General features: G+C 61.9%; 11 protein-coding genes. 6 read left to right on the top strand and 5 right to left on the bottom strand.

The window, feature by feature from the left end; all coding sequences use genetic code 11:
• Positions 1-26 precede the first annotated feature (26 nt).
• A complete protein-coding gene (gene exbD / locus FHU12_RS25745) occupies positions 27-449 on the bottom strand; it encodes a TonB system transport protein ExbD (protein WP_004937307.1) in 423 nt (140 codons plus the stop codon).
• A 3-nt stretch (positions 450-452) separates the two neighbouring features.
• The gene (gene exbB, locus FHU12_RS25740) at positions 453-1,430 is read right to left on the bottom strand and encodes a tol-pal system-associated acyl-CoA thioesterase (RefSeq protein ID WP_141972572.1); all 978 of its coding nucleotides are present in this window, start codon (positions 1,428-1,430) and stop codon (positions 453-455) included.
• 431 nt (positions 1,431-1,861) lie between these two features.
• On the opposite strand from exbB, the gene metC reads away from it, so the two are divergent.
• Together metC and FHU12_RS25730 are read left to right on the top strand one after the other, a co-directional pair.
• Positions 1,862-3,058, top strand: a complete 1,197-nt coding sequence (gene metC / locus FHU12_RS25735; RefSeq protein WP_141972569.1) for a cystathionine beta-lyase — start codon at positions 1,862-1,864, stop codon at positions 3,056-3,058.
• Between the two features lie 145 nt (positions 3,059-3,203).
• Positions 3,204-3,863 (top strand): DedA family protein, encoded by a 660-nt coding sequence (locus FHU12_RS25730; protein WP_141972567.1) that lies wholly within the window; start codon positions 3,204-3,206, stop codon positions 3,861-3,863.
• 11 nt (positions 3,864-3,874) lie between these two features.
• Here FHU12_RS25730 and FHU12_RS25725 read toward each other — a convergent pair whose 3' ends face one another.
• Positions 3,875-4,795: a LysR family transcriptional regulator gene (locus tag FHU12_RS25725; protein WP_141972565.1), complete on the bottom strand. Its 921-nt coding sequence runs from the start codon at positions 4,793-4,795 to the stop codon at positions 3,875-3,877.
• A gap of 107 nt (positions 4,796-4,902) precedes the next feature.
• Here FHU12_RS25725 and FHU12_RS25720 point away from each other — a divergent pair, with 107 nt between their 5' ends.
• Positions 4,903-5,931, top strand: a complete 1,029-nt coding sequence (locus tag FHU12_RS25720; RefSeq protein ID WP_141972563.1) for a zinc-dependent alcohol dehydrogenase family protein — start codon at positions 4,903-4,905, stop codon at positions 5,929-5,931.
• A 7-nt stretch (positions 5,932-5,938) separates the two neighbouring features.
• Here the strand turns inward: FHU12_RS25720 and FHU12_RS25715 are convergent, their stop codons facing one another.
• Positions 5,939-6,826, bottom strand: coding sequence for an AraC family transcriptional regulator (locus FHU12_RS25715; RefSeq protein WP_237731088.1), 888 nt, complete (start codon positions 6,824-6,826; stop codon positions 5,939-5,941).
• Positions 6,827-7,052: 226 nt separating this feature from the next.
• Here FHU12_RS25715 and yqhD point away from each other — a divergent pair, with 226 nt between their 5' ends.
• From yqhD to FHU12_RS25700, 3 genes are all read left to right on the top strand, one after another.
• Entirely contained in the window at positions 7,053-8,216 is a 1,164-nt protein-coding gene (yqhD, locus tag FHU12_RS25710; RefSeq protein ID WP_141972559.1) for an alcohol dehydrogenase, read from the top strand.
• Between the two features lie 267 nt (positions 8,217-8,483).
• A complete protein-coding gene (dkgA, locus tag FHU12_RS25705; RefSeq protein ID WP_141972556.1) occupies positions 8,484-9,308 on the top strand; it encodes a 2,5-didehydrogluconate reductase DkgA in 825 nt (274 codons plus the stop codon).
• 142 nt (positions 9,309-9,450) lie between these two features.
• The gene (locus tag FHU12_RS25700) at positions 9,451-10,056 is read left to right on the top strand and encodes a transglycosylase SLT domain-containing protein (RefSeq protein ID WP_141972554.1); all 606 of its coding nucleotides are present in this window, start codon (positions 9,451-9,453) and stop codon (positions 10,054-10,056) included.
• Between the two features lie 63 nt (positions 10,057-10,119).
• On the opposite strand, the gene FHU12_RS25695 is transcribed toward FHU12_RS25700, so the two are convergent.
• A complete protein-coding gene (locus tag FHU12_RS25695; protein WP_141972552.1) occupies positions 10,120-12,288 on the bottom strand; it encodes a YgiQ family radical SAM protein in 2,169 nt (722 codons plus the stop codon).
• Positions 12,289-12,300: the final 12 nt, after the last annotated feature.

Here is a 12,300-nt window from a genome sequence, read left to right as displayed (position 1 = left end):
GAGCGCCCTTTATCGTTTTTCTGCCGCTACTTGGCGGCGCCTTCCATGCCTACCAGCCCCACTTTCAGGTAGCCGGCTTTACGCAGGGTGTCCATCACGCTCATCAGCGTTTCATAGTCCACGCTCTTGTCCGCCTGGAAGAAGATGGTGGTTTCTTTGTTCGCCTGAGTGCGTTGATCCAGCACCGAAGTCAGCTGATCGGCATTCACCGGCTGATCGCCGACGTAGAGCTGCTTGTCGGCCTTCACCGACAGGAACACCGGTTTCTCCGGCCGCGGCTGCGGTTTGGCGGAGGAGGCCGGCAGATCGACGCGGATATCTACCGTTGCCAGCGGCGCGGCCACCATAAAGATGATCAACAGCACCAACATAACGTCGATAAACGGCGTCACGTTGATTTCATGCAGTTCGCCGCTGTCGTCCAGATCTTCATTTAAGCGCATCGCCATGACTCACCCCGCCCGCAGTTGGTGTGCGTGCTGTGAGCGCTTGGCTTCCGCCGTTGCGGCCAGATCCAGATCGCGGCCCTGCAGCAGCAAGACCTGCGCCGCCACGTCGCCTACCTGGGCGCGATGGCCGCTGATAACGCGGGCGAAGATGTTGTAGATAACGACCGCAGGGATTGCCGCCACCAGGCCCATCGCGGTCGCCAGCAGCGCCTCTGCGATGCCCGGCGCCACGACCGCCAGGTTGGTAGTCTGCGAATGGGCGATGCCGATGAAGCTGTTCATGATGCCCCAGACGGTGCCGAACAGGCCGACGAACGGCGAGATGGCGCCGATGGTGGCCAGGAAGCCGTTGCCGCGGCCCATGTTGCGGCTGTAGGCCGCCACGCGGCGCTCGAGGCGGAAACCGGTACGTTCTTTGATGCCGTTGTTGTCATTGGATTCCGCAGACAACTCCAGCTCATTTTGCGCATCGTTCAGCAAGACAGCACTGACGCTCTCCGGGGAGAAGTTTTGCGCCAGCTCGGAAGCCTCATCCAGCGAGCGCGCTTCGGCCAGCGCCAGCTGCTCGCGGCGCAGACGGCGCTTGGCGCGCAGCAGTTCGCTGCCTTTGGCGAACAGAATGGTCCAAGTCACGATAGACGCCAGCACCAGGCCGATCATCACCGCTTTCACCACCGCGTCGGCGTGCTGGTACATGCCCCAAATGGACAGGTCCATGCCGCGGGTTTCCGGTGGCTGGATCGTCGGTGCCGGGTTCACCGGCGTGATGCTTTCCGGCGCGGCGGCTGCAGGTGCCGGCGCGGTGGTCGGCGCAACGCTTTCGGTAACGGCCGGATTGGCCGCCGGCGCTGCCTGCGCGCTGCCGGCCAGCCCCACGACCAGCACCATAGAAGCCATCAGGCTGCGGCCAAAGACCTTGCCCCACTGCGCCCGGCCCTGGCCGAACGATCCTTGATTTAAATTCTTGCCAGCCGTTTTCACGCTGTGCCTCCACCCATTACCGATCAAAATTAAGGAATAATTCAGCGTGCGATCATATCAAACCAACCGGGGATTGATAGTAGTTCTCATTATTATTTACCAAATAAACGAGAAAATTTTAGCCAACCCTGCGGCAAAGCGCCAATCCGCGCCCGTTCACCGCTAAACGCCCCTTTTATGGGGTTATTTCGTTACTTTTCTCCCACAACGACGCAACAAGGCCACGCTGCCGAACGGCGTCTTGACCGAGGAATGGGCTTCTCTCTCGCACCACGGCAGAAGGATGAGGCGAGAAAGGCGCGCCCGGCAGCCAATTATAGCCGTTTCTGTATCTGGAAGTTAAAACGTCTGGATGGCTATATTAACTCATGCTAACGTAAGGGCTATCGCAAACGGGCACGTGCAGAGCAACCAGAGGTGAGCCAGGTACCATGACGTCAAAACACATCGAAACCACGCTGATCGGCGCCGGCCGCGGCAAACGCTACACCCAGGGCTCCGTCAATCCCGTTACGCAACGCGCCTCTTCCTTGGTCTTCGACTCCGTCGCCGCCAAAAAGCACGCCACTGCGCAACGCGCCCATGGCGAGCTGTTTTACGGCCGACGCGGCACGCTGACCCACTTCGCCCTGCAGGATGCAATGGTGGAACTGGAGGGCGGCGCCGGCTGCGTGCTGTACCCCTGCGGCGCAGCGGCGGTGGCCAATGCGATCCTGTCATTCGTCGGCGCCGGCGATCACCTGCTGGTCACGGGTTCGGCGTACGAACCGACCCAGGATTTCTGCACCCACATCCTCGGCCGCATGAACGTCAGCACCACCTATTTCGATCCGCTGATCGGCGCCGACATCGCCACGCTGATCCAACCCAATACCCGCGTGGTGTTCCTGGAATCCCCCGGCTCCATCACCCTGGAAGTGCAGGATATTCCGGCGATGGTGCAGGCCATTCGCGCCGTGGCGCCGGAGGTGGTGATCATGATCGACAATACCTGGGCGGCAGGCGTGCTGTTCAAGGCGTTGGATTTCGACATCGACATTTCCATTCAGGCCGGCACCAAATACCTGATCGGCCATTCCGATTACATGCTCGGCACCGCCGTCGCTAACGCGCGCTGTTGGGATCGGCTGCGCGAATACTCCTATTTGATGGGGCAGATGGTGGATGCCGACACCGCCTACATGGCGAGCCGCGGCCTGCGAACCCTGAGCGTGCGCCTGAAACAGCACGAGCGCAGCAGCATCGAAGTCGCCAACTGGCTGGCGGCACGGCCGGAGGTGGCGACGGTCAATCACCCGGCCCTGCCCAGCTGCAAGGGCCACGAGTTCTACCGCCGCGACTTCAGCGGCTGCAACGGGCTGTTCTCCTTCGTGCTGAAAGAGCGGCTGGATGATGCACAGCTGGCCGCTTACCTGGACAACTTCAGCCACTTCAGCATGGCCTACTCCTGGGGCGGCTTCGAGTCGCTGATCCTGGCCAATCAGCCGGAAGAGCTGGAAGCCATCCGTCCGGCGGGCGGGGTCGATTTTTCCGGCACGCTGGTGCGTTTGCATATCGGCCTGGAGAACGTCGAAGACCTGATCGCCGATCTGGCGGCCGGCTTCGATCGCCTCAACGGCGTGCGCTAAGGCGGATTCCGGTAATTTTCTTCGTCTCGTTTAATGTCGGCTTAAGCTATTAGCGGTACACTAACCGGGTAACTGTCAGATACGGTAACCGCCGCATCCTGGAGAACGTGACCCCGGGCGCAACCGGCATGCAACAGGACATAAAATGGATGTATTACGAGAGATTATTCATGCGCTTTGGCAGCAGGACTTTATCGCCCTCGCCGATCCCAGCGTGATTTGGGTGGTTTATGCCGTGCTTTTCACCACCCTGTTTTTGGAAAACGGACTGCTGCCCGCCTCCTTCCTCCCCGGCGACAGCCTGCTGCTGCTGTCGGGTGCGCTGATCGCCAAAGGCGTGATGGGCTTTGCCCCCACCCTGCTGATTCTGACCGCCGCCGCCGGCCTCGGCTGCTGGCTGAGCTATATTCAGGGCCGCTGGCTGGGCCACACCAGCCTGGTGAAAGGCTGGCTGCTGCAGTTGCCTGCGCAATACCACCAGCGCGCACATAGCCTGTTCAACCGCCACGGGCTGACGGCGCTGCTGATCGGCCGCTTCCTCGGCTTCGTGCGCACGCTGCTGCCAACCATGGCCGGTATTTCCGGGCTCAACAGCTCGCGCTTCCAGGTATTCAACTGGCTGAGCGCGGCGATCTGGGTCTGTGCGCTGGTCGGCCTCGGCTATGCCTTCAGCCAAATTCCCTTGGTAAAACGCCACGAAAGCCAGGTGATGACCGGCCTGATGCTGCTGCCGCTGCTGTTGCTGTTCGTCGGCCTGCTGGGCGCCATGTTGGTGATCTGGCGTAAAAAACGCGCCTCCTCCTGAGTCCCGGCGCGCTACAGCGCTTTCTCGACCAACGCCAGGCTGGCAGGCAACTTGCTTACCAGCGTATCCACCGCCAGCCGCACCTTCAGCGGCAGGTGAGGCGCGTGCGGCCACACCGCATGCGCTTCAAAGGCGGCGCCCGGCCGGTCACGCAGCAAACGCACCAACGTCCCGCTCAACAGCTGCTCACGCACCAGCCAGCACGGCAGCCAGGCAATGCCGAACCCCGCCGTCGCCGCATCCGCAATCGCCTGCAGATCGTCCATTTGCAGCCGGTTAGTCGGCATCACTTCCTGCGGCTTGCCGTCGTTATCCAATACCAACCAGCTGCGCCGCACACCGGCGCGCATATAGGTCACCGCCTCATGCTGCGCCAGCTGTTCGATGCTGTACGGCTCGCCGCACCGCTGCAGGTATGCCGGCGAGGCGCACAGCGTCATGCGATGATCGCCGATGCGGCGCGCCACCAGCCCACCGCTGTTAGCCAGCGTGCCGTTGCGGATTGCCATGTCGAAGCCGTCCTCAATCAGATCCACCACCCGATCGCTGAACGACAGCTCCAGCTCCAGGCCGGGGTGCTCGCGCGTCAGCTCGGTCAGCAGCGGCGCAATGCACATGCGGCCAAACAGCACCGGCATCGATACCCGCAGTCGGCCGCTGACCTGCCGCTTGCCTGACTCCAGCAACGTTTCCGCGCTGCGGATCTCCTCCAGCGCCCGCAGACAGCGCTCATAGAATAACGCGCCGTCGTCGGTCAGACTCTGGCTGCGGGTGGTGCGATGAAACAGCCGCACGCCCAGCCGCTGTTCCAGCCGGGCGATGGTTTTCCCCACCGCCGAACGCGACAGGTGCAGCCGACTGGCCGCCAACGCAAAACTGCCCGCCTCCACGGCGGTGACGAATACCGAAATGCCGCTCAACCGATCGCTCATGATTTGTCGCCCTGAAAGAAACAATCTGCGGAAATCTTATCGCCACTGGCGAACCTCCATCAACGATATTATCGACTGGTCGTTAATCGCTGACTTTGGAGAGCATCATGACCGACACTATGCAACGCTGGACGATGGACGCCCTGGGGCGTGAACACCTGCGGTTGACCGCCGACGCAATCCCGCTGCCGGGGCCACACGAGATCAGAGTGAAAGTGAAAGCGGTAGCGCTCAACTACCGCGACAAACTGATGATTGAAAGCGGCATGGGGCTGACGCTGCCGCAGCCGTTTACCCCCGCCTCGGACATGGCCGGCAAGGTCGACGCTATCGGCCCCGGCGTCAGCCGTTTCCAACCCGGCGCCCGGGTTATCTCTACCTTCAGCCCCGGCTGGCTCGACGGCCGGCAAAAACCGTACGGCGATGCGCGCCAGGTGCCTTACCACACCCTCGGCGGCTTCTATCAGGGCGTGCTGGCGGAATATGTGATTTTGCATGAGGACTGGCTGGTGGCGGCGCCGGCGTCGCTGGATGACGTGCAGGCCAGCACCCTGCCGTGCGCCGGGCTGACCGCCTGGTTCGCCCTGGTAGAACAAGGCAAACTGCATGCCGGCGAGACGGTGCTGGTGCAAGGCACCGGCGGGGTGGCGCTGTTCGCGCTGCAGATCGCCAAAGCGCACGGCGCCGAGGTGTATGTGACCTCCGGCAGCGATGAAAAGCTGGCGCGTGCCCGGGCGCTGGGCGCCAGTCACGGCATCAACCGGCTGAACGGCGATTGGGTGGAGGCGGTTTATGCGCTGACGCAGGATCGCGGCATCGACCATGTGATCGACACCGTCGGCGGCCCAAATTTGGGCAACTCGGTGCGCGCCGTGGCGGTGGGCGGCCGCATCTCGGTGATCGGCGTGCTGGCGGGCGCCGAGATTTCCGCCCCCGCCGGCCTGCTGCTGCTGAAATCGGCGCAGATCCAGGGCATCGGCGTCGGCCATCGCCGCGCGCTGGAAGATCTGGTGCGCGCCGTGGACGCCGTCAACCTGCAGCCGGTGATCGACCAGGTGTACCGTTTCGATCAGCTGCCGCAGGCGTTGGATCATCTCGATCGCGGGCCGTTCGGCAAGATCGTCCTGACTCCGTAAACGCGGTTCAGCCCTCCAGCAGCAGCGGGTTGGCGTCGCGCAGCCGGGCGATCTCATCGCTCGGCGTCATGCCGAACAGCCGCTTGAATTCACGACTGAACTGCGACGCGCTCTCGTAACCGACGCGGATCGCCGCCGTGCTGGCCTTCAGGCCGTCATGCACCATCAACAGGCGCGCCTTATGCAGCCGGTACGACTTCACGTACTGCAGCGGCGAGGTGTTGGTCACCGCCTTGAAGTTATGGTGAAACGCCGACACGCTCATGTTGACCTCGCCGGCCAACTGCTCGACGTTGAGGTTGTCGGCATACTGATTTTCAATGCGCCGCAGCGCCTTGGCGATCTGACTGAAGTGGGTATGGCGGTTGACCAGCTCCTGCAGCGATGCGCCGCAGCTGCCGCGCAGCACGTAGTAGAGGATCTCACGCACGATCTGCGGCCCCAGCACCCGGGCGTCGAGCGGCTTGGCCATCACGTCCAGCAGGCGTTCGGTGGCGCACAGCAGCGCTTCCGTCAGCTCGGCCAGGTTCACCCCATTGCTCTCCGCCCGTGGTTGCATCAGGTAGTCGTCGTCGCCGATGTCGATCAGCAAGTCTTGCAGCATTTGGGTATCGATATTGACCGCCAACCCCACCAGCGGCAACTCCGGGCTGGCGAAGGTTTCGCACTCGAACGGCAGCGGCACCGTCATCAGCAGGTAGTTGCGCGGATCGTATTGGAACACCTTGTTGCCACAATAGCCGACCTTGTGCCCCTGAAAGATGATGACGATCCCCGGTTCGTACATCACCGGTTGACGCGGGCAGTGGCGATCGACATACAGGATCTTCACCCGCGGCACCGGTGACGGCGTGTAGCCGTTGCCGGTGGCGATAGCCATCGCCTGGCGCGCCATGCGGCTGCGCAGCGCATCGATTTCAATCACGGAAACACCCTCTTACAGTCAGAACGATTCGGCATAAATCATAATTTAAAACTCTCCATTTCTACAGACACTTGTAGAAATAGGCAAGAACCAGACAGGAATGTGCATTGTGCGTTGCCGCCAGGTTACTGACAATACAGGCCAGAAACCTTTGCGCCACTTTGGCGCCCGCCTGACAGAAAGAGAGAAATCAACCATGCAAAACTTCATTCTGCATACCCCAACCAAAATCCTGTTCGGCAAAGACCAGATTGCCGAAATGCCCGGCCAGATCCCGGCGGACGCACGCATCCTGATCACCTACGGTGGCGGCAGCGTGAAGAAAAACGGCGTGCTGGATCAGGTGTACAGCGCGCTGGCCGGCCGCGACGTGCGGGAGTTCTCCGGCATTGAGCCGAACCCGACCTACGAAACGCTGATGAAAGCGGTCGAGGTGGTGAAGGCGGAAAACATCGATTTCCTGCTGGCGGTCGGCGGCGGTTCGGTAGTTGACGGCACCAAGTTCATCGCCGCCGCCGCGCGTTACACCGCCGACGGCGATGCCTGGCATATCCTGCAGACCGTCGGCAGCCACATCGCCGACGCGGTGCCGATGGGCTGCGTGCTGACGCTGCCGGCCACCGGTTCCGAATCCAACAGCGGCGCGGTGATCACCCGTAAAAGCAGCGGCGACAAGCAGCACTTCTTCTCGCCGCTGGTGCAACCACGCTTCGCCGTGCTGGATCCGGTGGTGACCTACTCGCTGCCGCCGCGCCAGGTAGCCAACGGCGTGGTCGATGCCTTCGTACATACCCTTGAACAGTATCTGACCTACCCGGTCGACGCCAAGGTGCAGGATCGCTTCGCCGAAGGCCTGCTGCTGACCCTGCTGGAAGATGGCCCGCGCGCGCTGGCCGAACCGGAAAACTATGCGGTGCGCGCCAACGTGATGTGGAGCGCCACCATGGCGCTGAACGGCCTGATCGGCGCCGGGGTGCCGCAGGACTGGGCGACCCACATGCTGGGCCACGAGCTGACCGCCATGCACGATCTCGACCACGCACAAACGCTGGCCATCGTGCTGCCGGCGCTGCTGCACGAGAAGAAAGCGCAGAAGCGCGAAAAACTGCTGCAGTACGCTGACCGCATCTGGGGCCTGCGCGAAGGCAGCGAAGACAGCCGCATCGACGGCGCCATCGCCGCCACCCGCGCCTTCTTCGAACAGATGGGCGTACCGACCCGCATGGCGGATTATCAGCTCGACGGCAGCAGCATTCCGGCGTTGCTCGACAAGCTGCATCAGCACGGCATGACCGCCCTGGGCGAGCATCAGGACATCACCCTGGACGTCAGCCGCCGCATTTATGAAGCGGCGCGTTAATCGCAAAACGGGGATTTTTTGCTAGGCTTTAGTCTCCGTCAGCCATGTTTCGCCGCATCCGGCGCCCGGCCGATCGCCGGGCGCCGCCGATCGCTTCGCACCACCCGTCTTACCGCTCATTCGCAGGGAGAGCGGGGAGAAAGTCGCCCTCCCGCCACCGCTGAAATTAGGCTGGCAAACCCGGCAACCGCCCATTTTGCCAACTAGAATTTATCTATAGCCGTTTCGGTGCCGCAGGCGCCGCAATCCGTACACAAGGAGATGCGCATGACAACGCAACAACCCATCATCAAACTCCACGATGGTAATCTGATGCCGCAGTTGGGTCTCGGCGTTTGGCAGGCGAGTATTGAAGAGACCACCCGCGCGGTGAGCAAAGCGCTGGAGATCGGTTACCGCTCCATCGACACCGCCACGATCTACAAGAACGAGGAAGGCGTCGGTGCCGCGCTGCAGTCCAGCGCGGTACCGCGCAGCGACCTGTTCATCACCACCAAGCTGTGGAACGACGATCAGGGCGATCCGCTGGCGGCGCTGGAAACCAGTTTGGAAAAACTCAAGCTGGACTATGTGGATCTGTATCTGATCCACTGGCCGCGCCCACAGCAGGATCAATACGTCTCCGCCTGGCGCGAACTGATCAAGCTGCGCGATCAAGGCCTGGTGAAAAGCATCGGCGTATGCAACTTCCATACGCCGCACCTGCAGCGCCTGCTGGATGAAACCAACGTGGCGCCGGTCGTCAACCAGATCGAGCTGCACCCGCTGCTGCAACAGCGCCAGCTGCGCGCCTGGAACGCCACGCACCATATCGCCACCGAATCCTGGAGCCCGCTGGCGCAGGGCGGTGAAGGCGTGTTCGACCAGCCGCTGATCAAGGCGCTGGCCGAGAAATACGAGAAAACCCCGGCGCAGATCGTGGTGCGCTGGCACCTGGACAGCGGCCTTATCGTGATCCCGAAATCCGTCACGCCGTCGCGCATCCGCGAAAACTTCGAAGTGTTTGATTTCAAACTCGATAAGGACGAACTGGGCGAGATCGCCAAGCTGGACGTCGGCAACCGCCTCGGGCCGGATCCGGATACCCTGTAACCCCTCCCCAAGCCCTCTCCCGCCGGAGGGGGCTTTTCCTTTCTGCACGTTGCTCCCTTGCGCCGCCTGACGTTATGATGACGACGCCGGAGGTCTCGCCCGCCGGTTAACGCCGTTAAAAAACAGACAAGCACGGAGCACCATGAAATTCTCTTTCTCACACGGGTTACGGCTGGGCATGCTTTGCGTCATGCTGGTGCTGGCGGGTTGCGCCGGCAAGAAACAGCGCGTCAGCTACGATCGCCACGCTTTCGATAGCGCCATTAAAGACGCCGCCAGCGAATACGGCGTGGACGCCAAGCTGATCACCGCCATGATCCAGGTGGAGTCCGGCTTCAACCCCGCTGCGGTGAGCAGGTCCAACGCTATCGGCCTGATGCAGCTGAAAGCCGATACCGCCGGCTGCGATGCCTACCGCTACAAAGGCAAACGCGGTTGCCCGGACGACGATGACCTGCGGGATCCCGACACCAATATCGATCTCGGTGCCGCCTACCTGGCCACCTTGCAAAAACAGCAACTTAAAGGGATCACCAATCCCGTCACGCTGCGCTACGCCACCATCATCGCCTACGTCAACGGCACCGGCGCGCTGCTGCGCACCTTCTCCAGCAACCGTCAGCAGGCCATCGCGATGATCAATAACCTGTCGCCGGAAGCCTTTAACTGGCACGTGCGCAAATACCATCCCGCTCCACAGGCGCCGCGCCATTTGATGAAAGTGGAAGCCGCCTACGATCGGCTGTGATGAGTAAAAGTAAAAAGGAGAACCCGAGGGTTCTCCTTTTTGTTTGCGCACGCGGCGTGGCCGTTACGGCTTAGCTTTGCGAATCGGTTTGCGCGGCGGCCGGTTGGACGGCGTGCGCTGCCGATTAATATCGGTATGTTTGGTCAGCGCCGGCCGGGTATGGCGCTGCAGGCGTTTCGCTTCGCGCTGCTCGTCGATGCTCGGCGCCGGCACCAGACACTCGCGGCGGCTGCCGATCAGGTGCTTCAGCCCCATCTCTTCCAGCGCGGTGCGGATCAGCGCCCAGTTGGCCGGATCGTGGTAACGCAATAGCGCCTTATGCAGGCGACGCTGGCGATCGCCACGCGGCACCACCACGTCTTCGCTCTTGTACCCCACCTTGCTCAGCGGGTTTTTGCCGCTGTAATACATGGTGGTGGAGTTGGCCATCGGCGAAGGATAGAAGTTCTGCACCTGATCGAGGCGGAAACGGTTCTTCTTCAGCCACAGCGCCAGGTTCACCATGTCTTCATCGCGGGTGCCCGGGTGCGACGAGATGAAGTACGGGATCAGGTACTGCTCTTTGCCCGCCTGCTTTGAATAGTGATCAAACAGCTGTTTGAAGCGATCGTAGCTGCCCATGCCCGGTTTCATCATCTTCGACAGCGGACCTTCTTCGGTGTGCTCCGGCGCGATCTTCAGGTAGCCGCCGACGTGGTGGGTCGCCAGCTCCTTGATATAGCGCGGATCTTCCACCGCCAGATCGTAACGAACCCCGGAAGCGATCAGGATCTTCTTGATGCCCTCCAGCGAACGCGCGCGGCGATACAGCTTGATGGTCGGCTCGTGGTTGGTGTCCATGTAGGTGCAGATCTCCGGATACACGCACGAGGCGCGGCGGCAGGTCTGCTCAGCGCGCGGGTTGGTGCAGCGCAGCATATACATGTTGGCGGTCGGGCCGCCCAGATCGGAGATCACGCCGGTAAAGCCCGGCACCTTGTCGCGGATCTCTTCAATTTCGCGAACGATCGAATCTTCCGAACGGCTCTGGATGATGCGCCCTTCGTGCTCGGTGATCGAACAGAACGAGCAGCCGCCGTAGCAACCGCGCATGATGTTCACCGAGAAACGGATCATGTCATAGGCCGGAATGCGATCCTGGCCGTAGGACGGATGCGGCACGCGCTGATAAGGCAGCGCGAAGACACTGTCCATCTCCGGCGTGGTCAGCGGGATCGCCGGCGGGTTGATCCATACGTAACGATCACCGTGTTTCTGCATCAGCGCGCGGGCGCAGCCCGGGTTGGTTTCATGGTGCAGAATGCGCGAGGTGTGCGCATACAGCACCTTGTCGCCCTTCACTTTCTCGAAGGACGGCAGCAGCACGTAGGTCTTCTCCCACGGCTTCGGCTTGGCGGCGCGCACGGTGACAGGCTTGGCCTCCGGCTCTTTCGGCTTGGCGCCGTCGGCGCACGGCAGATCGTCGCCGTACGGGTTCGGGATAGCTTCAATACGGCCCGGCTTGTCGAGGCGGGTAGAATCCACACCGCTCCAGCCCGGCAGCGCTTCTTTGCGCATCACCGCGGTATTGCGAATATCGTGGATGTCGCCGATCTTCTCACCGGCGGCCAGGCGATGCGCCACTTCCACCAGCGGGCGTTCGCCGTTGCCGTAGATCAGCATGTCGGCTTTGGAATCCACCAGCACCGAACGGCGCACGGTATCCGACCAGTAGTCGTAGTGGGCGATGCGACGCAGGCTGGCTTCGATGCCGCCCAGCACGATCGGCACGTCTTTGTAGGCTTCTTTGCAGCGCTGGCTGTAGACCAGGGTGGCGCGATCCGGGCGTTTGCCGCCGACGTTGCCGGCGGTGTAAGCATCGTCGTGGCGCAGTTTGCGATCGGCGGTATAGCGGTTGATCATCGAGTCCATGTTGCCGGCGGTGATGCCGAAGAACAGGTTCGGTTTCCCCAACCGCATGAAGTCTTCTTTGTTGCTCCAGTCCGGCTGCGCGATGATGCCGACGCGGAAGCCCTGCGCTTCCAGCATGCGGCCGATGATCGCCATGCCGAAGCTCGGGTGATCGACATAGGCGTCGCCGCTGATGATGATCACGTCGCAGCTGTCCCAGCCCAGTTGATCCATCTCTGCCCGCGACATCGGTAAAAACGGCGCGGTGCCATAACATTCCGCCCAATAAGGCTTATAGGAAAACAGTTCACGATCGGGTTGGATCAGGCTGGTGGTGCTCATTCTGCTGCTCTT

Origin of the sequence: Serratia marcescens, assembly GCF_006715005.1 — a bacterium.
GTDB classification, from domain to species: Bacteria; Pseudomonadota; Gammaproteobacteria; order Enterobacterales; family Enterobacteriaceae; genus Serratia; species Serratia montpellierensis.
The sequence above is the reverse complement of the archived record's forward strand: the minus strand, read 5'-3'. Positions and strand labels throughout refer to the sequence as shown.

Excerpts from the sequence above, each read along its gene's own strand:
- exbD (WP_004937307.1), bottom strand. The coding sequence starts at position 449 with ATGGCGATGCGCTTAAATGAAGATCTGGACGACAGCGGCGAACTGCAT.
- metC (WP_141972569.1), top strand. The coding sequence starts at position 1,862 with ATGACGTCAAAACACATCGAAACCACGCTGATCGGCGCCGGCCGCGGC.
- FHU12_RS25730 (WP_141972567.1), top strand. The coding sequence starts at position 3,204 with ATGGATGTATTACGAGAGATTATTCATGCGCTTTGGCAGCAGGACTTT.
- FHU12_RS25725 (WP_141972565.1), bottom strand. The coding sequence starts at position 4,795 with ATGAGCGATCGGTTGAGCGGCATTTCGGTATTCGTCACCGCCGTGGAG.
- FHU12_RS25720 (WP_141972563.1), top strand. The coding sequence starts at position 4,903 with ATGACCGACACTATGCAACGCTGGACGATGGACGCCCTGGGGCGTGAA.
- FHU12_RS25715 (WP_237731088.1), bottom strand. The coding sequence starts at position 6,826 with ATGGCGCGCCAGGCGATGGCTATCGCCACCGGCAACGGCTACACGCCG.
- yqhD (WP_141972559.1), top strand. The coding sequence starts at position 7,053 with ATGCAAAACTTCATTCTGCATACCCCAACCAAAATCCTGTTCGGCAAA.
- dkgA (WP_141972556.1), top strand. The coding sequence starts at position 8,484 with ATGACAACGCAACAACCCATCATCAAACTCCACGATGGTAATCTGATG.
- FHU12_RS25700 (WP_141972554.1), top strand. The coding sequence starts at position 9,451 with ATGAAATTCTCTTTCTCACACGGGTTACGGCTGGGCATGCTTTGCGTC.
- FHU12_RS25695 (WP_141972552.1), bottom strand. The coding sequence starts at position 12,288 with ATGAGCACCACCAGCCTGATCCAACCCGATCGTGAACTGTTTTCCTAT.